Origin of the sequence: Streptomyces malaysiensis subsp. samsunensis (assembly GCF_024519315.1) — a bacterium.
In the GTDB taxonomy this organism is placed as follows: Bacteria; Actinomycetota; Actinomycetes; order Streptomycetales; family Streptomycetaceae; genus Streptomyces; species Streptomyces malaysiensis.
On record NZ_JANIIC010000010.1, the window covers coordinates 82809 to 104876 of the forward strand.

The following is a 22068-nucleotide window of genomic DNA, read 5'->3' on the forward strand; positions in this document are numbered from 1 at the left end:
ATGACCATGGCCAAGCGCGACACCTACACGCCCGAATCGCTGCTCGCGGTCGCCGTGGAGGTGTTCAACGAGCGTGGCTACGACGGCACCTCCATGGAGCACCTCTCCCGGGCCGCCGGGATCTCCAAGTCCTCCATCTACCACCATGTGAAGGGCAAGGAGGAGCTGCTCCGGCTCGCCATAAGCCGTGCCCTGGACGGGCTGTTCGGCATCCTCCAGGAGCCCGCCTCACTCGACGGACGGGCCATCGAACGGCTGGAGCATGTGGCCCGGCGCACCGCCGAGGTGCTGATGGAGGAGCTGCCCTACGTCACCCTGCTGCTGCGCGTCCGGGGCAACACGGACACCGAGCGGTGGGCCATGGAGCGGCGCCGGGAGTTCGACCACCAGGTCGCCGAGTTGCTCAAGCGGGCGGCGGCCGACGGCGATCTGCGGTCCGATGTGGACGCCCGGCTGGCGACCCGGCTGCTCTTCGGCATGATCAACTCCATTGTGGAGTGGTACCGGCCGGGGCGCGGTGGGGCCGCGACCTCGCAGGAGGTGGCCGAGGCCGTGGTCCGTACGGCCTTCGCGGGTCTGCGCACGCAGCGCTGAGCGCTCCGCTGGACGGGCGCGAAGACGCCCTCGATCGTCGGCGGCGCCGTCCTGCCGCCGCGCCCCGCGGCGGGCCGCCGATCGACGCGGCCCCGCGCCCCTTCAGGGCCCCTGCCGAACCGCGGCCGGCTTCCGCGGATCCGCTCAGGCCCCACCGCGGCGGCCCAGCGCCAGGTCCTGCTGCCGCTCTGTCCAGCACCAGGGCCCCGTCGCGGCATCCCGGCGCCAGGCCCGGCTGCGGCAACCTGGCACTGAACCCCGCCGCGGCAACCCGGTACCAGGGCCCGCCGCGTCCGTACCAGGCCCCGCCGCGTCCGTACCCGGCCGCGGCCCTGGCCCCGGCGGCCACCGCTACGGCTCCGAGTCCAGGTCCGTCTCCTCGAAGACCAGCAGCGTCCGGCTGCTCAGCACCTCAGGTATGGCCTGGATCCGGGTGAGGACCAGCTCGCGCAGCGAGCGGTTGTCCTCGGTGTGCACCAGCAGCAGCACATCGAAGTCCCCGCTGACCAGGGCCATGTGAGCGGCCCCGGGGAGCTGGCGGAGCTGCTCGCGCACGGTGCGCCAGGAGTTCTGGACGATCTTCAGCGTGATGTACGCGGACGCGCCCTGACCGGCCCGCTCCTGGTCCACCCGGGCGCTGAAGCCGCGGATCACTCCGTCGTCGATCAGACGGTTGATCCGGGCGTAGGCGTTGGCGCGCGAGACGTGCACCTGCTCGGCCACGGAGCGTATGGAGGCGCGGCCGTCCATTTGGAGCAGACGCAGGATGTCGCGGTCGATGGCATCCAGCGGGCGCACCGGGGGTCTGCCCTCCGAATTGGCCATCTGTTCGTCCCGCATATCGTCCTGCCTCCCCTTCATGGACGTCCTGTCCTCATCACAGGTGGCGCAGAACCGTTTGTCCACAGGCTTGGGTCGCCTGTAGCCAAATTGCGTCAACGACCGAACAATCGGTAGGGGAGGGTGATGCCGCACGGCATGCCCCGCCCTCCCGCCGTACGCCACGCCCAGGAGGTCGCGTCATGACGGTCCTTGAGCAGCCCGGTGCCTACCGGCCCACTCCCCCGCCCGGCTGGCAGCCCCGCGTCGACGCCGCGCCGCTGCTGCCCGACGCGGAGCCGTACCGCCTGCTGGGCACCGCCGCTGCCGCCGACATCTCCCCCGATCTGCTGACCCGGCTCCACCGCGAGCTGGTGCGCGGCCGCCGCTACAACGCCCAGGCCACCGCCCTCACCCGGCAGGGCCGGCTGGCCGTCTATCCCTCCTCCACCGGGCAGGAAGCCTGCCAGGTCGCGGCCGGGCTGGTGCTGGAGGACCGCGACTGGCTCTTCCCCAGCTACCGCGACACCCTGGCCGCCGTGGCCCGCGGGCTCGACCCCGTCGACGCCCTGACCCTGCTGCGCGGCGACTGGCACTCCGGCTACGACCCGCACGCACACCGCGTCGCCCCGCTGTGCACCCCGCTGGCCACCCAGCTGCCGCACGCCGTCGGCCTCGCCCACGCCGCCCGCCTCAAGGGGGACGATGTCGTGGCCCTCGCCCTGGTCGGCGACGGCGGCACCAGCGAGGGCGACTTCCACGAGGCCCTCAACTTCGCGGCCGTCTGGCACGCCCCGGTCGTCTTCCTGGTCCAGAACAACGGCTTCGCCATCTCCGTCCCGCTGGCCAAGCAGACCGCCGCGCCCTCCCTGGCCCACAAGGCGGTCGGATACGGGATGCCCGGCCGTCTCGTCGACGGCAATGACGTGGCCGCCGTCCACCAGGTCCTGACGGAAGCGGTGCGCCGGGCCCGCGGCGGAGGCGGCCCCACCCTGGTCGAGGCGGTCACCTACCGGATCGACGCCCACACCAACGCCGACGACGCCACCCGCTACCGCCCCGACTCCGAGGTCGAGGCATGGCGCGCACATGACCCGATAGCGCTCCTGGAGGACGCCATGCGGGACCGCCATCTGCTGGACGACGAGGGGGTCAGGGCCGCGCGGGAGTCCGCGGAGCGGCTCGCCGCCGATCTGCGCGAGCGCATGCACCAGGACCCGGTCCTCGACCCCATGGCGCTCTTCGAGCATGTCTACGCCGACCGGACCGGCCAGCTGCGCGAGCAGGCCGCCCAGCTGCGCGCGGAGCTCGACGCCGAGGCCGCGGACTCCGGGACGGCCACGGACTCCGGGAAGGGGGAGCGATGACCACCGCCGTGGGGCCCGACACCGCCCGTAAGCCCGCCACCATGGCCCAGGCCCTCGGCCGCGCGCTGCGCGACGCCATGGCCGCCGATCCGTCCGTCCATGTCCTCGGCGAGGACGTCGGCGCGCTGGGCGGCGTCTTCCGGATCACCGACGGGCTCACCAAGGAGTTCGGCGAGGACCGCTGCACCGATACGCCGCTGGCCGAGGCGGGCATCCTCGGCACCGCCGTGGGCATGGCCATGTACGGGCTGCGGCCGGTGGTCGAGATGCAGTTCGACGCCTTCGCCTACCCGTCCTTCGAGCAGCTCATCAGCCATGTCTCGCGGATGCGCAACCGCACCCGGGGCGCGATGCCGATGCCGATCACCGTGCGGGTGCCCTACGGCGGCGGCATCGGCGGCGTCGAGCACCACAGCGACTCCTCCGAGATCTACTACATGGCCACCCCCGGCCTCCATGTCGTCGCCCCCGCGACCGTCGCCGACGCCTATGGGCTGCTGCGCGCCGCCATCGCCTCCGACGACCCCGTGATCTTCCTCGAGCCCAAGCGGCTGTACTGGTCCAAGGCCGACTGGTCGGCCGACGCCCCCGAGCAGGTGCAGCCCATCGGGCGCGCGGTGGTGCGCAGGCCCGCCACCGGCGGTCGGCGCGGCGCCACCCTGATCTCCTACGGCCCCTCCGTGCCGGTGTGCCTCGAAGCCGCCGAGGCGGCCCGGGCCGAGGGCTGGGACCTCGAAGTCGTCGATCTGCGCTCGCTCGTCCCCTTCGACGACGACACGGTCTGCGCCTCCGTGCGCCGCACCGGCCGTGCGGTCGTCGTCCACGAGTCCACCGGCTTCGGCGGTCCCGGCGGGGAGATCGCCGCCCGGGTCACCGAGCGCTGCTTCCACCATCTGGAGGCGCCCGTGCTGCGCGTCGCCGGATTCGACATCCCCTATCCTCCGCCCATGCTGGAGCGGCACCACCTGCCCGGTGTGGACCGGGTGCTGGATGCCGTCGCCCGGCTCCAGTGGGAGTCGGAGTGGACCGAGGGGAGCGCCGTCTGATGGCTGTCGTACGGGAGTTCACCCTGCCGGATCTGGGCGAGGGGCTGACCGGTGCCGAGATCGTGCGCTGGCTGGTCCAGGTCGGCGATGTGGTCGCGGTCGACCAGCCGGTGGTCGAGGTCGAGACGGCCAAGGCGATGGTGGACGTGCCGTGCCCCTACGGCGGTGTGGTGACGGCCCGTTACGGCGAAGAGGGCGCGGAGGTGCCGGTCGGGGCGCCGCTGATCACGGTCGCCGTGCCGGGCGGCTCCGATGACGGATCCGGTCCGCCGGTCACCGGGAGCGCGGTCGACGGCGGATCGGGCAATGTGCTGGTCGGCTATGGCACGGCCGCTCCCACCGCCCGGCGCCGTCGCGTTCAGCCCTCCCCCGGGCCGCTGCACGAGACCACGGCGGCGGCTCCGGGCGGGCCGTTGCGCGGAGCCCCGGCGGTGGCCCCCGGCGAGCCGTCGCATAAGACGGCGGCGGCCCCCGGCGGTCCGGTGCCCGAGACGGTGGTGTGTCCCACCGGCCCCCTTCCGGTGATCTCGCCCCTGGTGCGGCGGCTGGCCCGGGAGCACGACGTCGATCTGCGGCGGCTCAAGGGCTCGGGCCCCGAGGGGCTGATCCTGAGGGCGGACGTCGAACGAGCGGTCGCGGCCACGGCTACCGCCTCCGTCGCGCCCGCCCCTGGTACTCCCGCCCCCGTCGCTCCCGCCCCCACGGCGACGGCCGCCGCGGCGACGGTTACCGCCCCCACGGCTCCCGCCCCGGAGGGGGAGCGGGTTCCGCTGCGCGGGGTGCGGGGCGCCGTGGCCGACAAACTCGCGCGCAGCCGGCGCGAGATCCCCGACGCGAGCTGTTGGGTGGACGCCGACGCGACCGAACTGCTCGCCGCCCGTACGGCGATGAACGCCGCGGGCGGGCCCAAGGTCTCCGTGCTCGCCCTCCTGGCCCGGATCTGCACGGCCGCCCTCGCACGCTTCCCCGAGCTCAACGCCACGGTGGACATGGGCAGCCGGGAGATCATCCGGCTCCCCGGCGTCCACCTCGGCTTCGCGGCGCAGACGGACCGGGGCCTGTTGGTCCCGGTGGTGCGCGACGCCCATCAGCGCACCCTGGAGGGTCTCTCCGAGGAGATCGCCCGGCTGACCGAGGCCGCGCGGACCGGGACACTCGCCCCCGCGCAGCTGACCGGCGGCACCTTCACGCTCAACAACTACGGGGTCTTCGGGGTCGACGGCTCCACGCCGATCATCAACCACCCCGAGGCGGCGATGCTCGGGGTCGGGCGGATCTCCCCGAAGCCCTGGGTGCACCAGGGCGAGCTGGCGGTCCGCCAGGTGGTGCAGCTGTCGTTCACCTTCGACCACCGGGTGTGCGACGGGGGCACCGCCGGTGGATTCCTGCGGTATGTGGCCGACTGCGTGGAACAGCCCATGGTGTTGTTGCGACGGCTGTAGCGGGTGCTTGACGGCGCCATACTCATGGGGTGACTCCAGGTGCGTATGACGCAGTGATCCTGGCCGGAGGCGCCGCTCGGCGGCTCGGTGGGGTGGACAAGCCCGCGCTGCGGGTGGGCGGTCGAGCCCTGCTCGACCGGGTGCTGGACGCCTGCCGCGGCGCCGGGCGGACCGTCGTCGTCGGCCCGCGCAGGCCCACGGTGCGGCCCGTGCGGTGGGCCCGGGAGGAGCCGCCCGGCGGCGGTCCGGTCGCGGCCGTCGACGCGGGCGTCCGGCAGACCACCGCGCCGCTGGTCCTCGTGCTCTCCGCCGATCTGCCGTTCCTCACACCCGAGACCGTGCGGGCCCTCCTCGACGGCATCGAGGGGACCGGAGGCATCGAAGGAGCCGAGGGCGTCCAGGCGACCGGAGGCAGCCAGGCGACCGAAGGCACCGACGCGACCGGAGGCACCGACGCGACCGTGGGCGTCCATGCGACCGGAGGCGTCCAGGGCATCGAAGGCACCGTGCTCATCGACTCCGACGGCCGTGAGCAGCCCCTTGTCGCCGCCTACCGCGCCGAGCCGCTGCGCCGCGAGATCGCCCTCCTCGCCACCGAACACGGCGGCCTCGGCGGGCTGCCCCTCCGCCTCCTCGTCTCCGAGCTGGCGCTGGCCCGCCTTCAGCACCCCACCGCGTCGTTCGACTGCGACACCTGGGAAGACATCACCACGGCTCGAGCACGCATCAGGGAGCATGGACACGTGTTGGACGAATGGATTGCCGCAGTCAAGGCCGAGCTCGGGATCGATCTGGATGTCGACACCGCGGCCCTACTCGATCTGGCCCGTGATGCCGCACATGGCGTCGCCCGGCCCGCCGCCCCACTGACCACCTTTCTCGTCGGCTATGCCGCGGCCCAGAAGGGCGGCGGCCCCGAGGAGCTGGCCGCCGCGACCGAGAAGGCCGCCGCCCTGGCGGCGCGTTGGGCCGAGGAGCAGTGACAGCTCGCCACCCCCGGGACGGGGATCCGCTCGACCGCGAGATGGACGAGGCGCTGGCGCTGGCCAATGAATCCCAGGGACAGGGCCCGGAGCCGCCCGGCACGGAAACGGAAGAGGACTGGGCCGACGCCGCCCTCAACCTGGCCAACGGCCGCCCGGCCCCATCCGCCCGCGAGCGAGGCCCCGACAGCCCCGACAGCCCCGACGACACCGGCGACGCGGCCGGGGCCGGGGTGGACTGGGTCGAAACCGCGCTCGACCTGGCCCATGGATGGTCCGCCGATCAGCGGCCGACCCGCGATGGGACGGGCGGGGACGGAGCCGGAAGGGCGGAGGCACTGGACGCTTGGAGTTCCCCAAGCCGAAGGCCGGGGGAGTATTCGCGGCGCCGATCTCCGGGCAAGCCAATGTCCGAGGGCACTGGCGCCGCAGGCATGCGGTCCAGGGCCCCCGCGCCGCAGACCCCGCCCCCGCATCCGAAACGCGCCCCCGGACCCACCTCCCGCCCGCACCCGCCCCCGTCACACCAGCCCATGAATGAACCGCACCACAGCCCCACCTCCTGGCCCGACGCCCGCGCCATCGCCGCCCGCGCCGCCGTCAAGGAGGCCGCCCACGCCGCCCCGGTGATGAGGCCGCTGTCCGAGGCGCTCGGGCAGGTCCTGGCCGCGCCGCTCGAGGCCCTCACCGACCTGCCGCCCTTCGACACCTCCGCCATGGACGGCTGGGCGCTCGCGGGCCCCGGCCCCTGGCGGCTGCCGACCGATGAAGAGGACCAGGACCACCGCGGCATCCTCGCCGGACACGGCGAGACGGCCCCCCTGCCCGACGGCCACGCGGTCCGCATCGCCACCGGCGCCCGCGTACCGCCCGGCGCCACCGCCGTGCTGCGCAGCGAATACGGCACCGACGCGGGCGACGGCTGGCTCCACGCGTCCGCCGCCCACCCCGTCGTCCTCGGCCAGGACATCCGCAACCGCGGCCAGGAGTGCCGCAGCGGCGATCAGCTGCTGCCCGCCGGGGCCCTGGTCACCCCCGCCGTGCTGGGCCTGGCCGCCGCGGCCGGGTACGACGAGCTGCCGACGGTGCGCAGACCGCGCGTCGAGGTGCTGATCCTCGGCGACGAACTGCTCACCGAGGGGCTGCCGCACGGCGGCCGGATCCGGGACGCGCTGGGGCCGATGGTCGGGCCGTGGCTGCGGGCGCTCGGTGCCGAGGTCATGGGCACCCGGCGGCTGACCGACGAGGCGGACGCGGTGTACGCGGCGGTGGCCGAGTCGTCCGCCGATGTCGTCGTGACGACCGGGGGCACGGCCGCGGGCCCTGTGGACCATGTCCACCCCACCCTGCGCCGCCTGGGCGCCGAACTGCTGGTGGACGGCGTGGCGGTACGCCCCGGCCACCCGATGCTGCTGGCCCGCCTCGCCGCCGGGAACCCCGAGCCCCCGACCCGCCCCGCCCGGCATCTGGTGGGGCTCCCGGGCAATCCGCTCGCGGCGGTGTCCGGTCTGCTGACCCTCGCGGAGCCGCTGTTGCGGACGCTGACGGGCCGCCCGGCTCCCGCACCCGGCCCGGCCCCGCTGGCCGAGGCCGTACAGGGGCATCCGCGGGACACCCGGCTGGTCCCCGTGACCTTCCGGCAGGACGCGGCCGTGCCGCTGCGCTTCAACGGCCCGGCGATGCTGCGCGGAATCGCGGTGGCCGACGGCCTCGCGGTGATCCCGCCCGGCGGCGCGAAGCGGGGCACGGAGGTCGAGGTGCTGGACCTCCCGTGGTCGGCGACCGTGACGGAGCAACTGAGCCATGCGGACCAGACGAGCCGAGGCACGGACCGAGCCCGCCACGGCACCGACCGAGCCCGCCACGGCGCGGACGGAACGGGCCGAGGCACAAACCGAACCAGCCGAGGCACCGGCCGAGCGAGCCAATGCACAGACCAAGTGAGCAAGGGCACGGACCGAACGGGCAAGGGCACGGACCAAGTGAGCAAGGGCACGGACCGAACGGGCAAGGGCACGGACCAAGTGAGCAAGGGCACGGACCGAGCGGCCAAGGGCACGGACCCAGCCGCTCAACGCACACCCCGGGCGAACCGAAACCAGCGCACCGACCGACCGGTGGCCCGTGGAGACGCCGAGGACATATCCCCCCGGGAGGGCCCGGCGTGAAGCTGCCCAGCCATGACGCGGCCGCCCGCAACCCCGGGGACGGCGGCCACCGCGTCCATCTGCCCCAGTTCTCCACGGGCCCGCTGCGCCAGGTCGTCCGCCGGCTGCTGCTGGCGCTGCTGGTGCTGGTGCTGACGGTGCTCATCGTGTACATCGACCGCTCCGGCTACCACGACAACGCCGATGACAACGTCGACTTCCTCGACGCCGTCTACTACTCGACCGTCACGCTGTCGACGACCGGATACGGCGACATCGTGCCGTACAGCGACAGCGCGCGGCTCAGTAACATCCTGCTGGTCACGCCGTTGCGCGTGCTCTTTCTGATCATCCTGGTCGGCACCACCCTGGAAGTCCTGGCCGAACGCACCCGCGAGCAGTACCGCCTGAACCGCTGGAGGTCAGCGTTGCGTGATCACACCGTCGTCGTCGGCTTCGGCACCAAGGGGCGGTCCGCGGTGCAGACCCTCTGCGCGACCGGGCTGCCCAAGAACCGGGTGGTCGTGGTCGACCCCAACCAGAAGGTGATCGAGGCGGCGAACGCGGACGGGCTCGCCGGGGTGGTGGGCGACGCGACCCGCAGCGATGTGCTGTTGCGGGCGGAGGCGCAGCGCGCCCGCCAGTTCGTGATCGCCACCCAGCGCGATGACACCGCCGTCCTGGTCACGCTGACGGCCCGGCAGCTCAACCGGGGCGCCAACATCGTGGCGGCGGTGCGCGAGGAGGAGAACGCGCCGCTGCTGCGCCAGTCCGGGGCCGACGCGGTGATCACCAGCGCCAGCGCGGCCGGCCGGCTGCTGGGCATGAGCGTGCAGAGCCCGACCGCCGGGGCGGTGATCGAGGATCTGATCCAGCAGGGCACGGGCCTGGACCTGGTGGAGCGCACGGTGGTGAAGGCGGAGGTGGGCAAGTCGGTGCGGGACACGGACGATCTCGTGGTGTCCGTGCTGCGCGGCCATCGCCTCCTCGCCTACGACGACCCCGACGCCAGCCCGCTCCAGGCCGCCGACCGGCTGATCACGATCGTTCGCGCGCCGATGGTCCAGGAGTAGCCTCGCGGCCATGCATGCGATCACGATTCCCGAACCCGGTGGCCCCGAAGCGCTGGTATGGGCCGAGGTCTCCGATCCCGTGCCCGGTGAGGGCGAGGTCCTGGTCGACGTGGCGGCCGCCGGCGTCAACCGCGCCGATGTGCTCCAGCGCCAGGGCCACTATCCGTCGCCGCCCGGAATCCCGCCCTACCCCGGTCTCGAGTGCTCGGGCCGGATCTCGGCGCTGGGCCCCGGCGTCACCGGCTGGGCGGTGGGCGATGAGGTGTGCGCCCTGCTCGCGGGCGGTGGATACGCCGAGAAGGTGGTGGTCCCGTCCGGGCAGCTGCTGCCCGTCCCCGAGGGCGTGGACCTGGTCACGTCCGCCGCGCTGCCCGAAGTGACGGCGACCGTATGGTCCAACGTCTTCATGATCTCCCATCTCCGGCCGGGCGAGACGCTGTTGGCGCACGGCGGTTCGAGCGGCATCGGCACCATGGCGATCCAGCTCGCGAAGGCCGTCGGGGCGCGGGTCGCGGTGACCGCGGGCGGCCCGGAGAAGCTGGCGGCCTGCCGGGAGCTGGGGGCCGACATCCTGATCGATTACCGCGAGCAGGACTTCGTCGAGGAGGTCCGCCGGGCCACCGACGGCGCGGGGGCGGACGTCATCCTGGACATCCTCGGCGCGAAGTACCTCGCCCGGAACGTGGAGACGCTCGCCCTCAACGGGCGCCTGGCGATCATCGGCCTTCAGGGCGGGGTGAAGGCCGAGCTGAACCTGGGCACCCTGCTGTCCAAGAGCGCCGCCGTGACGGCCACCGGGCTGCGGGGCCGCTCGCTGGCGCAGAAGTCGGCGATCATCGCGGCGGTGCGGGAGCACGTCTGGCCGCTGATCGGCGGCGGCCGGGTCCGCCCGATCGTCTACCGCACCGTTCCGATGCGGGAGGCCCCGGAGGCCCACCGGCTGATGGAGTCCAGTGAACATGTGGGGAAGATCCTGCTGACGACCTGAGCGACGCGGGTCGGGATCGCTCCGGACGGACTCCGTCCCGATCGATCCCGACCGCTCCGGGCGTGGACCGGCACCGGCTCGGCGCGGTCCTTACGGCCTTTACGGTGACGTCGCGTCCTTACGGTGGCGCCCGCCTCCTTACGGTGACGCCGCGTCCGTACGGCGGCGTTCAGGATGCCCGGTCCGTACCCTCATGTGACGCTGATTCCGTACGCAATGGTTCGGCACGGGAGGGTGACCACCGTGAACCCCGCGACGCTTCGCACGCTCCCCGCGGCGGCCCTGCTGGCGGGCACCGCCCTGACCGCCACCCCCACCGCGTCCGCCGCCTCCGCGACCCCCGCCGACGACGGCGGCGGGCTGGCGGGCACCCGCGCGGGCGAGGGCCGTACGCACCCCGGCCGCACCGAGACGCCCACCCCCGCGCCGTCCGACGAGGACCCGTCGGACGAGGACCCCTCGGCCGGGAGGGGAGACGGCGACCAGGGGCACCGGAACGACGAGGAGGGGACCGGGCGCTTCTCGCTGGTACCCGAGTGGACGGCCTCCTCCCTTCCCGTACCGCAGCGGACCGACCGGGACCAGGCGCGCGAGCCCTTCCCGTCCGGGCAGCCTTACGGTGCTCAGCGGACCGCCGCCGAGCCCAGTGGGCGGGCGATGCGGGTGCTGCCGCTGGGCACCGGTCTGGCGCTCACCGGCCTCGGCCTCGGCCTGGCGTTCTTCGGTCTCCGGCTGCGTCGCCGCTGACGGCCGCCACGGACATTCGCCACCGATACCCGTCGTAGACCTCCGCCGCAGACCCCCGTCACCGACGGCCTCGCCGATACCCCACCGGTATCGGTGCCCAATCCTCGACCCTCGCCCGCCGTACCGGGTGCCGGTGCGGAACAATGGGGGTATGAACCAGCCGATGAACGAACGAGCGCAGGAGAGCCCGCACGTCCTGGTCGTCGGTCCGGACGGCATGGCACTCGGTGGCGTCGCTCCTGCTTCCGGAGAGGGAAGTGGTGACGACGAGTCGCGCGAGATTCCCGTGACCGACATGGTCGAACAGCCGGCGAAAGTCATGCGGATCGGCAGCATGATCAAGCAGCTTCTGGAGGAGGTCCGCGCCGCACCTCTCGACGAGGCCAGCCGGGTGAGGCTCAAGGAGATCCACTCCAGCTCGGTGAAGGAGCTGGAGGACGGGCTCGCCCCCGAGCTGATCGGGGAGCTGGAGCGGCTGTCGTTGCCCTTCACGGACGAGGCGGTGCCGACCGAGGCGGAACTGCGCATCGCCCAGGCCCAGTTGGTCGGCTGGCTGGAGGGGCTGTTCCACGGCATCCAGACCACCCTGTTCGCCCAGCAGATGGCGGCGCGCGCCCAGCTGGAGCAGATGCGCCGGGCGCTGCCGCCGGGGATCGGCGGGGGCGAGGAGGACGAGGGCGCGCTCAAGCAGAGCGGCGCCCGCTCGGGTCCTTATCTCTGAGCCTCGCGACCGGATCTCTGAGCCTCGCGACCGGATACGACGAAACGACGCGGCGGGCCCCATCGGAAGGTGGGGCCCGCCGCGTCGTCGCGCCGAAGGCGTGGTGCGAGCCGCGGTTACTCCGGGTTGCCGGTGGAGACGGTCAGCTCGATGGTGTCCGTCTTGGGGTTGTACGGCTCGTAGTTCCGGTACGTGTAATTGAGGACGGTGCCCTTGCCCCACAGATTCTCGTCCTGGGGCACCACGCGGTACTTCCAGCCCGCCGCCCGGATGCACTTCTTGACCGAGTCGATGTAGAGGTTCTGGAAGTCGGGCACCGAGTACGTGCCCTTCTCGTCGGTGTTCTCGTACGCGTCGGTGCACTTCGACGCCTCGATGGTCTTGGTCTTGTCGCCCATGCGGAAGCCCGAGGCGGTGTCGGAGGCCGTCGGCGAGGCCGACTTGTCGCCGCCGTCGCCCCCCTTGCTCTCGTCCTTGGAACCGCCGTCGCTGCCGCTCAGCGCGATGACCAGGATCACGGCGATGACCGCGACCGCCGCGACGACGGCCGAGCCGATGATCACGCGCTTGTTGCCGTTGCCGCCGCCGCTTCCGGACGGCGTCGAGGGCGAGATGTTGTACGGCGGCGGGGTACTGGGGCCGCCGGGCCCGCCCTGGTACGACGGCGTCGGGGTCTGGTAGCCCTGCTGCCCCAGCTGCGCGCCGGACGGCGGCGGCGTGGACGGGCCGAAGGCGCCGTACTGCCCGGGGACGGAGGGCTGCCCGGCGGAGTGCTGCGGCTGGTACGGCGTCTGGACGCCGCCGGGGCCGGGCGTGGGCGTCTGCTGGTCGATCGGCGGGAAGACCGCCGAGCCGACACCGGAGCCGCTGCGGGCCGGCGGACCGCCGCTGATGATGATCGGCGAGGCGCCGGTCTGTCCGATGCGGGTGACCCGCGCGCATTCGTCACGCATGGCCTCGGCGGTCGGGAAGCGCTCGTTCGGGTTCTTCTTCAGGGCTCGGGCGACCAGCGCGTCCACCGCCGGGGGTATGGACTGGTTGATCGTGGAGGGCGTGACCGGCTCCTCCTGGACGTGCGCGTACGCGATGGCCAGCGGCGAGTCCGCGTCGAAGGGCAGCCGGCCGGTCAGCAGCTCGAAGAGCATGATGCCGACCGAGTACAGATCGCTGCGGGCGTCGACGCCGCGGCCCAGCGCCTGCTCGGGGGAGAGGTACTGCGGAGTGCCGACGACCATGCCGGTCTGGGTCATGGAGGTGACCCCGGACTGCATGGCGCGGGCGATGCCGAAGTCCATGACTTTGACCACATTACGCTTGGTCATCATCACGTTACCGGGCTTGATGTCGCGGTGGACCAGCCCCATCTCATGGCTGATCTCCAGCGCCGCCAGCACATCGCTTGTGATCTTCAGCGCTTTTTCGGTCGGCATCGCGCCGTACTGCCGGACATCGGTGTCCAGAACCGAGCGCAGCGGCTGCCCCTCGACGTACTCCATGACGATGTACGGCATCAGCGAGCCGTCGATGGAGTCCTCGCCGGTGTCGAAGACCGAGACGATATTGGTGTGCGTGAGTTTCGCCACCGCCTGGGCCTCGCGGCGGAAGCGCTCGCGGAAGGACTGTTCGCGTCCCAGCTCGGTGTGGAGCGTCTTGATCGCGACCTGACGGTCCAGTACGGAGTCATAGGCCAGGTGAACGGAGGCCATTCCGCCCTCGCCCAGCAGGTCACGGAGCTGATAGCGGCCGTTCGCCAGAGAGTGGCCCTGATACCTGCCCGATGCGCCGTACTGGCTCATTTCGTACTTCCCCCCTGGCGCACTCACTACTCTGACGCGCACGTTTCGACGCATTGATCTTGATGTTCTGGATATCGTGGCCAAGTCTGCCCCAGGCCACGGACACGTCAAGCCGCGTGCCCGTTCCGTGACCGGATGCGCAAGAACCCGTCACGCGATTTGCATCGCTTCACCGTCAACAGGTTTGATGGCCGGTCCATCACCAACCGATGCGCGACGCGAAGGCTGTAGCGTGCCTAGCAGGAACCGTACCGCCCGTGGGCGGGGCGATCTCGACCAGACCCCCACCGAGAACGAGACGGCGAGGACCGATGGCACAGACCCAGGGCGCCCAGGGGCCCTCCGAACCTGACGCCAGCGGACCCGGAATGCCGGACACGCCCGAGACGTGGGGTAATGGAGGACTTGTCGGCGATGGCCGATATCGGCTGACGAGCCGGCTCGGCCGCGGCGGCATGGCGGAGGTCTTCGCCGCCGAGGACCTCCGGCTCGGCCGGACGGTCGCGGTGAAGCTGCTCCGCGCCGACCTGGCCGAGGACCCGGTCTCCAAGGCCCGCTTCACCCGCGAGGCACAGTCCGTCGCGGGGCTGAACCACCACGCCGTGGTGGCGGTCTACGACTCCGGTGAGGACGTCGTCGGTCCGAACACCGTGCCGTACATCGTCATGGAGCTGGTCGAGGGCCGGACCATCCGCGATCTGCTGCTGAACGCCGAGGCGCCGCCGCCGGACCAGGCGCTGATCATCGTCTCCGGGGTGCTGGAGGCGCTGGCCTACAGCCATCAGCACGGCATCGTGCACCGTGACATCAAGCCCGCCAACGTGATCATCACCCACGGCGGCGCGGTCAAGGTGATGGACTTCGGCATCGCCCGCGCCCTGCACGGCGCGCAGTCCACCATGACCCAGACCGGCATGGTCATGGGCACACCGCAGTACCTTTCGCCGGAGCAGGCCCTCGGCAAGGCCGTGGACCACCGCTCCGACCTGTACGCCACCGGATGTCTGCTCTACGAGCTGCTGGCGCTGCGCCCGCCGTTCACCGGGGAGACCCCGCTGTCGGTGGTCTACCAGCACGTCCAGGACACCCCGGTGCCCCCGTCGGAGACCTCCGGCACCGTGCCGCCGGAGCTGGACGGCCTGGTCATGCGCTCCCTCGCCAAGGACCCGGACGACCGGTTCCAGAGCGCCGAGGAAATGCGCGGAATGGTCCAGTACGCGCTCCAGATGCTCCATGAGGCGGGCGGCCACACCGGTGTCTGGAACACCGGCCCGGTCACCCAGCACCTGGGCGCCGCCACCCCCGCCATGGGCATGCCGGGCCTGTCCGGGGCCACCACCGCGCTGCCGCACCCGGGCCACGGCGAGACCTCCCAGCAGCCGATCGTCATCGGCCCCGGCGGCGGTGACGGCGGCTACCACGGCCGCGGCGGCGGCCGCCGTAAGGGCCGCGGCAGGATGTGGCTGATCGCGGTGCTCGCGGTGCTCGCGGTCGCGGCGGGGGTCGCCTTCGCCCTCCAGGCCGGCAACAAGGACGACGGGAAGCAGCCGGGCAAGCACCAGACGTCGGTCACCCAGGACGAGAAGACCGATGAGCCGACCGACCGGCCGACCGATGAGTCGACCGACGATTCGGCCCCGACCGACGAGACCACCTCCGGGGACACGGGCAGCGACTACACCCCGACCGAGGACCCGACGCCGACGTACTCCGACAGGCCCACGGACTTGCCGACGGACTCGGAGACGGATCCGGGCACGAACGAGCCGACCGGCGAGCCGACCACCTCGGGCGGCGACGAGCCGACCACCCCGCCGACGGACCCGGAGACGGAGCCGGGTACCAGCGAGCCCACCGGTGGCACGGCGGGCGCCACGGACGGCGGCGGCCAGGCCCCCTGACGACCGGGGGCGGCGCCCCGCGGCGCCCCCTCGGCCTCAGGCGTGACCCCTCGGCCTCAGGTGTAGGAGAAGGGCCCCTTCCCCGCGGAAGGGGCCCTTCGGCCGTAGGAGCACCCGCTCCGGCCGCCGCGGGAACGCCCTCCCGCGGCCACGGAAGCCACCCTCACCCGCAGAAGGCGTCGCAGACCGCGTCGTACTCCCGGGTCCACCACACCACCAGTGCGGCGGCCGCCGGGAACTGCGGGTCGGCGCGCCGGTCCCCGAGCTGGTAGCGCCAGCGCAGCATCCAGAAGTCGTTGAGCCGCTCCCACCACACCCGGTGCACGGCCGCGGCCATCTCGGAGGTCCCGGCCCCCGCCGCGCAGCGGTACGCCCGTGCGTAGGACCGCACCTTGGCGAGCTCCAGGGTGCCGCCGGGCCGTACGAAGAAGATCGCGGCGGCCCGGACCGCCTCCTCGGCGCGCGGCTGCACCCCGAGCCGGTCCCAGTCGACGATGGCGGCCGGTTCCGTGTCGCGGTAGAGCAGGTTCAGTGGGTGGAAGTCGCCGTGCACCCAGCCGGCCACCGGGACGGCGTGGGCCTCCGGGCGGCGGTGGGCGTGCCGCTCCAGCAGCGTCCGCCGCTCGACCAGGCGGTGCTCGGCGAGTTCGTCGAAGGTGTCGCGGTCGCGGCGCCCCCGGATCAGCGCGAGCAGCTCGTCGATGACGGCGAAGGTGTCCTCGGGGACGGCCGCGTCCCCGGGCGGTCTGCGGTCGCCCGTACGGGCCCGCATGACGCGCTCCAGACAGGTGTGGACGAGCCCGAGCAGCCCGCCCAGCCGCCAGCACTGCGGTGCGGTCAGCTCACCGCCGTCGCGGTGCCGCCCGTCGATCCAGGGGTGTAACGCGTAGCAGCGGCCGCCGATCACGGCGACCGTACGGCCGTCGGCGTCGGGGACCGGCGGGGCGACGGGCACTCCGAGCGCCTCCAGCCGCTGGGTGACCCGGTGCTGGCGGGTGATGGCGGCGCGGTCGCCGTCGAGGTGGTGTTTGAGGAAGAACCGGCCGCGGGTGGTGGCGAGGCGGTAGCCCCGGTTGAGCAGTCCCTGGGTGAGCGGTTCGCAGGAGACGGCCTCACCGGCGGTGTCGTAGCGGCGGAGCAGGGCGCTCAGGGTTTCCCCGTCGGGAGCGGCTTCGGCGCAGTGTACAAGTGAGCGCGGCACCTGCCAGATGTTAGATCACCGGGCGTCGTCGTCAGTGCGCACTGGGATGGGAGACGGTGCCCTGGGGCGCGGCCTGTTGACCGGGGCGGGGTCGGCGCGTGGTGGCGCCTGCGGCGGGCTGTTCCCCTCCCCGCCCCTTCCCGAAACTGGGGCTCCGCCCCAGCCCCCGGCTCCGGGGCTCCGCCCCAAGCCCCGATCTCGGGCCTGCGCCCCACACCTCAGACGCCGGTCCCCGGGGCTGCGCCTCAGACCCCAGCCCCCGATCTCGGGGTTCCGCCCCAAGCCCCGGCCCCGGGGCTGTGCGCCAGCCCCTGGGGGCCGGGGCGCAGCCGCTGTCGCGAGGCGGGGCCGGATGTTGGTGGCGCGGGGTGGGGATGGCGTCGGTATGTGGTTTCGCCGCGTGGTTCGGCGGATCCCCGTAGCGCTCCCGGGGTGCGCCGGGCCTCTGCCCGTGGGGCTGGCGCTTCCGGTCCCGTTCCGCTTCCGCCAGGGTCGGCGTCTCCGGTCCCGCGCCGCCCGCCAGGGCTACCGCTTCGGGGTCTGCGTCGCCTGCATGCGGGCGACGTATGCCGCCGCCTGCGATCGGCGCTCCATGCCCAGTTTGGAGAGCAGGCTGGAGACATAGTTCTTGATCGTCTTCTCGGCGAGGTGGAGCCGCTCGCCGATCGCCCGATTGGTGAGCCCCTCACCGATCAGCAGCAGGATCCGGCGCTCCTGCTCGGTGAGGCCGGCGAGCCGCTCATCCGCTTTGGGGGTGGTCTGGCCGCGCAGCCGCTCCAGCACCCGGGCGGTGGCCACCTGGTCGAGCAGCGACCGGCCGGCGGCCACGTCCCGGACGGCGGAGAGCAGTTCATCGCCGCGGATGTCCTTCATGACGTAGCCGGAGGCGCCCGCGATGATGGCGTCGAAGAGCGCCTCGTCATCGGCGAAGGAGGTGAGCATCATGCAGCGGACGCTCTCGTCGCGCGCGCGGATCTCCCGGCAGACCTCCACCCCGCTGCGGTCGGGCAGCCGGATGTCCAGGACGGCGACGTCCGGACGGGCGGCCGGGATCCGGGCCAGCGCGTCGGCCGCGGTGCCCGCCTCGCCGACCACCTCCAAGTCCGGCTCGCTCGCGAGCAGGTCCCGTACGCCGCGTCGTACGACTTCATGGTCGTCGACCAGGAAAATCCTTATTTTTCCCTCTTCGCGCACGGATCCAGTCTCACACACGAAGCCTTCCCGTGCCGTTGTCCACCGGTATAACGTGCGCTTGTCCGGCGGCCTGCGGGGCTGTGACCAGTGGAAGTTCCCCCACTCGCGCGATTTACTTGGAAATCCAAGCAAAATTGCAGGTCAGGTGGGGTTTCGCAGACACGCGACGCACTGGGTAACGTGCCTTGTGCAGGGCCAGCCGCCGGGAACCTGTCACGCCCGGTCATGCCTCGGCGCACCCACCCCGTGTGCCGCGACGGAACGGGCGAGCCGCAACTGGCCGCCGGCGGATCCCGGGGGCCGGACAGACGGAGGAGCACACGTGACCGTGGAGAGCACTGCCGCGCGCAAGCCGCGCCGCAGCGGAGCCAAGCGCAGCACCACAGCGCGGGACGCCAAGAAGCAGCCTGCGGGCCAGACCGAACTCGTACAGCTGCTGACCCCCGAGGGCGAGCGAGTCGAGCACCCCGAGTACGCCATCGACCCCACCCCGGAGGAGCTGCGCGGTCTGTACCGGGACATGGTGCTGACACGGCGGTTCGACGCCGAGGCGACCACCCTCCAGCGCCAGGGCGAACTGGGCCTGTGGGCGTCGCTGCTCGGCCAGGAGGCGGCGCAGATCGGCTCCGGCCGGGCGCTGAACGACGCCGACTACGTCTTCCCCACCTACCGCGAGCACGGTGTGGCCTGGTGCCGGGGCGTCGACCCGACCAATCTGCTCGGGATGTTCCGCGGGGTGAACCACGGCGGCTGGGACCCGAACAGCAACAACTTCCACCTGTACACCATCGTGATCGGCTCGCAGACGCTGCACGCGACCGGCTACGCGATGGGCGTGGCCAAGGACGGCGCGGACGCCGCGGTCCTGGCCTACTTCGGCGACGGCGCCTCCAGCCAGGGCGATGTCGCCGAATCGTTCACCTTCTCCGCGGTCTACAACGCCCCGGTCGTCTTCTTCTGCCAGAACAACCAGTGGGCCATCTCCGAGCCCACCGAGAAGCAGACCCGGGTCCCGCTCTACCAGCGCGCCCAGGGCTTCGGCTTCCCCGGGGTGCGGGTGGACGGCAATGACGTGCTCGCGTGTCTGGCCGTCACCAAGGCCGCGCTGGAGCGGGCGCGCACCGGCCAGGGCCCGATGCTCATCGAGGCGTTCACCTACCGCATGGGCGCGCACACCACCTCCGACGACCCGACGCGCTACCGCTCCCCCGAGGAGCGTGAGCTGTGGGAGACGAAGGACCCGATCCTGCGGCTGCGCACCCTGCTGACCCGCGAGGGCCTGGCCGACGACGCGTACTTCGCCGGGCTCGAGGAGGAGAGCGACGCGCTGGCCAAGCGGGTCCGGGACGCGGTGCGGGCCATGCCGGACCCCGATGACATGGCGATGTTCGAGCACATCTACGCCGATGGGCACGCGCTGGTCGACGAGGAGCGGGCGCAGTTCGCCGAGTACCAGGCTTCGTTCATCACCGCCGAGGAAGGCATCTGACATGGCCGCCGAGAAGATGTCGCTCTCCAAGGCGATCAACGCGTCCCTTCGCACAGCCCTCGAGTCCGACCCCAAGGTGCTGATCATGGGCGAGGACGTCGGCAAGCTGGGGGGCGTCTTCCGCGTCACCGACGGGCTCCAGAAGGACTTCGGCGAGGACCGGGTCATCGACACCCCGCTCGCCGAGTCCGGCATCGTGGGCACCGCGATCGGGCTCGCGCTGCGCGGCTACCGCCCGGTGGTGGAGATCCAGTTCGACGGTTTCGTCTTTCCCGCCTACGACCAGATCGTCACCCAGCTCGCCAAGATGCACGCACGCTCGCTCGGCAAGGTCAAGATGCCGGTCGTCGTCCGTATTCCGTACGGCGGCGGCATCGGCGCGGTGGAGCACCACAGCGAGTCGCCGGAGGCGCTGTTCGCGCATGTGGCGGGGTTGAAGGTGGTCTCGCCCGCCAACGCCTCCGACGCCTACTGGATGCTCCAGCAGGCCATCGGCAGCGATGACCCGGTGATCTACTTCGAGCCCAAGCGCCGCTACCACGACAAGTCCGAGGTCGACACCGCCGCGATCCCCGGGCCGCTGCACACCGCCCGGGTGGCGCGGCCGGGGACCGACCTGACGCTCGCGGCCTATGGCCCTATGGTGAAGGTCGCCCTGGACGCCGCCGCGGCCGCCGCCGAGGAGGGCAAGTCGATCGAGGTCGTGGACCTGCGGTCGATGTCGCCGATCGACTTCGACACCGTTCAGCGGTCCGTGGAGCGGACGGGACGGCTGGTCGTCGTCCACGAGGCGCCGGTGTTCCTGGGCACCGGTGCGGAGATCGCCGCACGCATCACCGAGAGGTGCTTCTATCACCTTCAGGCCCCGGTGCTGCGGGTCGGCGGTTTCCACTCGCCGTACCCGCCGTCACGGCTCGAGGACGAGTACCTTCCTGGGCTGGACCGGGTGCTCGACGCCGTAGACCGTGCGTTGGCGTACTGAAGGGCTTGAGGAGATCGTGACGATGACCGCAGTCGAACAGCGCTTCCGTGAGTTCAAGATGCCCGATGTGGGCGAGGGGCTGACCGAGGCCGAGATCCTCAAGTGGTTCGTGGCGCCGGGCGACACCGTGACCGACGGTCAGGTGGTGTGCGAGGTCGAGACCGCCAAGGCCGCCGTCGAGCTGCCCATCCCCTTCGACGGCGTGGTGCACGAGCTGCGCTTCGACGAGGGCACCACCGTGGACGTGGGCACACCGATCATCTCGGTGGACACCGACCCCGGAGCGGGGGAGGCGGCGCCCCAGGCCGCTCCTGCCGCCGGTGAGGCCGCCGCCGAGGAGCCCGCCGCCGTGCCCGAGCCCGAGGAGAAGGAGGGCCGCCAGGCCAATCTGGTCGGCTACGGGGCGGCGCCCGCCTCCACCAAGCGCCGTCCGCGCAAGCCGCTGCCCAGCGCGCAGCGGTCCGCGCCCGCCCCCTCCGCCGCGGCGCCCGCGCCCCAGGCCCCCGCTCCCCAGGCGCCCGCTCCCGCCCCCGCTCCCGCGCGCCCCGAGGCCGCGCCCGAGCTGAACGGCAGCGGACGGCCCGCGCGGCCGCTGGCCAAGCCCCCGGTCCGCAAGCTGGCCAAGGACCTGGGCATCGACCTGGAGACGGTCACCCCGAGCGGGGCGGACGGGATCATCACCCGCGAGGACGTCCACGCGGCCGCCGAGGCCGTCCAGGCGGCCCGGGAGACGCCCGTGGCGGCTCCGGCGACCGCCGCCCAGGGCCGGGAGCGCCGGGTGCCCGTGAAGGGCGTACGGAAGGCCACCGCGCAGGCGATGGTCAACAGCGCCTTCACCGCGCCGCACGTCACCGAGTTCGTGACGGTCGACGTGACCCGCACGATGAAGCTCGTCTCCGAGCTCAAGCAGGACCCGGAGCTGGCCGGGCTGCGGGTCAACCCGCTGCTGCTGGTCGCCAAGGCCCTGCTGGTGGCCATCCGGCGCAACCCGGACATCAACGCCACCTGGGACGAGGGCAACCAGGAGATCGTCTACAAGGACTACGTCAATCTGGGCATCGCGGCGGCCACACCGCGCGGGCTGATCGTCCCCAACATCAAGGACGCCGACGCCAAGACCCTGCCCGAACTGGCGTCCGCCCTGGGCGATCTGGTCGGCACCGCCCGTGAGGGCAGGACCAGCCCGGCCGAGATGTCCGGCGGCACGATCACCATCACCAACGTCGGTGTCTTCGGCATCGACGCGGGCACCCCGATCATCAACCCCGGTGAGTCGGCGATCCTCGCCTTCGGCGCGGTCAAGCTCCAGCCGTGGGTCCACAAGGGCGAGGTCAAGCCGCGCCAGGTGACCACGCTGGCGCTCTCCTTCGACCACCGGCTGGTCGACGGCGAGCTGGGCTCCAAGGTGCTCGCGGACGTCGCCGCCGTCCTGGAACGTCCCAAGCGCCTGATCACCTGGGCCTGATCGCCCGGACGCGGTCACGCGGGCTTGATCGCGCGGGCTTGATCACGTGGGCCTGATCCCGGGGGCCTGATCACCCTCTGACACTCATCCCCCGTCCGCATGGCGGACGGGGG

General features: G+C 72.4%; 18 protein-coding genes. 14 read left to right on the plus strand and 4 right to left on the minus strand.

The genetic code is table 11. The features are described 5' to 3' along the window. Positions 1-594: a TetR/AcrR family transcriptional regulator gene (locus NQU54_RS11340; RefSeq protein ID WP_069861299.1), complete on the plus strand. Its 594-nt coding sequence runs from the start codon at positions 1-3 to the stop codon at positions 592-594. Between the two features lie 351 nt (positions 595-945). Here NQU54_RS11340 and NQU54_RS11345 read toward each other — a convergent pair whose 3' ends face one another. Further along, a complete protein-coding gene (locus NQU54_RS11345) occupies positions 946-1434 on the minus strand; it encodes an Lrp/AsnC family transcriptional regulator (RefSeq protein ID WP_069861453.1) in 489 nt (162 codons plus the stop codon). Between the two features lie 182 nt (positions 1435-1616). On the opposite strand from NQU54_RS11345, the gene pdhA (NQU54_RS11350) reads away from it, so the two are divergent. The 9 genes from pdhA (NQU54_RS11350) to NQU54_RS11390 all read left to right on the plus strand — a co-directional run bounded on the left by pdhA (NQU54_RS11350) (position 1617) and on the right by NQU54_RS11390 (position 11927). After that, the gene (gene pdhA / locus NQU54_RS11350; protein ID WP_069861301.1) at positions 1617-2780 is read left to right on the plus strand and encodes a pyruvate dehydrogenase (acetyl-transferring) E1 component subunit alpha; all 1164 of its coding nucleotides are present in this window, start codon (positions 1617-1619) and stop codon (positions 2778-2780) included. Continuing rightward, positions 2777-3826: an alpha-ketoacid dehydrogenase subunit beta gene (locus tag NQU54_RS11355; RefSeq protein WP_257630939.1), complete on the plus strand. Its 1050-nt coding sequence runs from the start codon at positions 2777-2779 to the stop codon at positions 3824-3826. The genes pdhA (NQU54_RS11350) and NQU54_RS11355 overlap by 4 nt, the downstream gene beginning before the upstream one ends. Next, on the plus strand, positions 3826-5268 hold the full coding sequence (locus NQU54_RS11360) for a dihydrolipoamide acetyltransferase family protein (protein WP_257630940.1): 1443 nt from the start codon (positions 3826-3828) through the stop codon (positions 5266-5268). The genes NQU54_RS11355 and NQU54_RS11360 overlap by 1 nt, the downstream gene beginning before the upstream one ends. Before the next feature lie 29 nt (positions 5269-5297). Then, positions 5298-6251 (plus strand): DUF6457 domain-containing protein, encoded by a 954-nt coding sequence (locus NQU54_RS11365; protein ID WP_257630941.1) that lies wholly within the window; start codon positions 5298-5300, stop codon positions 6249-6251. Next, positions 6248-8419: a molybdopterin molybdotransferase MoeA gene (locus NQU54_RS11370; RefSeq protein ID WP_257630942.1), complete on the plus strand. Its 2172-nt coding sequence runs from the start codon at positions 6248-6250 to the stop codon at positions 8417-8419. Before NQU54_RS11365 ends, NQU54_RS11370 begins: the two co-directional genes overlap by 4 nt. Further along, complete coding sequence (locus NQU54_RS11375; RefSeq protein ID WP_257630943.1) at positions 8416-9471, plus strand: potassium channel family protein; 1056 nt, start codon at positions 8416-8418, stop codon at positions 9469-9471. Before NQU54_RS11370 ends, NQU54_RS11375 begins: the two co-directional genes overlap by 4 nt. 10 nt (positions 9472-9481) lie before the next feature. Then, positions 9482-10459, plus strand: coding sequence for an NAD(P)H-quinone oxidoreductase (locus tag NQU54_RS11380; RefSeq protein ID WP_257630944.1), 978 nt, complete (start codon positions 9482-9484; stop codon positions 10457-10459). A 243-nt stretch (positions 10460-10702) separates the two neighbouring features. After that, the gene (locus NQU54_RS11385; protein ID WP_257630945.1) at positions 10703-11206 is read left to right on the plus strand and encodes a hypothetical protein; all 504 of its coding nucleotides are present in this window, start codon (positions 10703-10705) and stop codon (positions 11204-11206) included. Positions 11207-11357: 151 nt separating this feature from the next. Further along, on the plus strand, positions 11358-11927 hold the full coding sequence (locus tag NQU54_RS11390; protein WP_257630946.1) for a bacterial proteasome activator family protein: 570 nt from the start codon (positions 11358-11360) through the stop codon (positions 11925-11927). A gap of 116 nt (positions 11928-12043) precedes the next feature. Here NQU54_RS11390 and NQU54_RS11395 read toward each other — a convergent pair whose 3' ends face one another. Beyond that, positions 12044-13723: a protein kinase domain-containing protein gene (locus NQU54_RS11395; protein WP_257630947.1), complete on the minus strand. Its 1680-nt coding sequence runs from the start codon at positions 13721-13723 to the stop codon at positions 12044-12046. Between the two features lie 311 nt (positions 13724-14034). Here NQU54_RS11395 and NQU54_RS11400 point away from each other — a divergent pair, with 311 nt between their 5' ends. Then, complete coding sequence (locus NQU54_RS11400; protein WP_257630948.1) at positions 14035-15624, plus strand: protein kinase domain-containing protein; 1590 nt, start codon at positions 14035-14037, stop codon at positions 15622-15624. 163 nt (positions 15625-15787) lie between these two features. Here NQU54_RS11400 and NQU54_RS11405 read toward each other — a convergent pair whose 3' ends face one another. Both NQU54_RS11405 and NQU54_RS11410 read right to left on the minus strand, forming a co-directional pair. Next, positions 15788-16825, minus strand: a complete 1038-nt coding sequence (locus NQU54_RS11405) for a phosphotransferase (protein ID WP_257630949.1) — start codon at positions 16823-16825, stop codon at positions 15788-15790. A gap of 525 nt (positions 16826-17350) precedes the next feature. Further along, positions 17351-18019 carry a response regulator gene (locus NQU54_RS11410; RefSeq protein WP_257630950.1) on the minus strand — a complete coding sequence of 223 codons (669 nt, stop codon included), beginning with the start codon at positions 18017-18019 and terminating at the stop codon, positions 17351-17353. Between the two features lie 322 nt (positions 18020-18341). Between NQU54_RS11410 and pdhA (NQU54_RS11415) the strand changes: the two genes are divergently transcribed. From pdhA (NQU54_RS11415) to NQU54_RS11425, 3 genes are read left to right on the plus strand one after another with little or no spacing between them, the layout of a single operon-like run. Next, positions 18342-19508, plus strand: a complete 1167-nt coding sequence (gene pdhA, locus NQU54_RS11415) for a pyruvate dehydrogenase (acetyl-transferring) E1 component subunit alpha (protein WP_069861324.1) — start codon at positions 18342-18344, stop codon at positions 19506-19508. Position 19509: 1 nt separating this feature from the next. After that, positions 19510-20490 (plus strand): alpha-ketoacid dehydrogenase subunit beta, encoded by a 981-nt coding sequence (locus tag NQU54_RS11420; protein ID WP_069861326.1) that lies wholly within the window; start codon positions 19510-19512, stop codon positions 20488-20490. Positions 20491-20512: 22 nt separating this feature from the next. Further along, positions 20513-21955, plus strand: a complete 1443-nt coding sequence (locus tag NQU54_RS11425; protein ID WP_257630951.1) for a dihydrolipoamide acetyltransferase family protein — start codon at positions 20513-20515, stop codon at positions 21953-21955. The last annotated feature ends 113 nt before the right edge of the window (positions 21956-22068 follow it).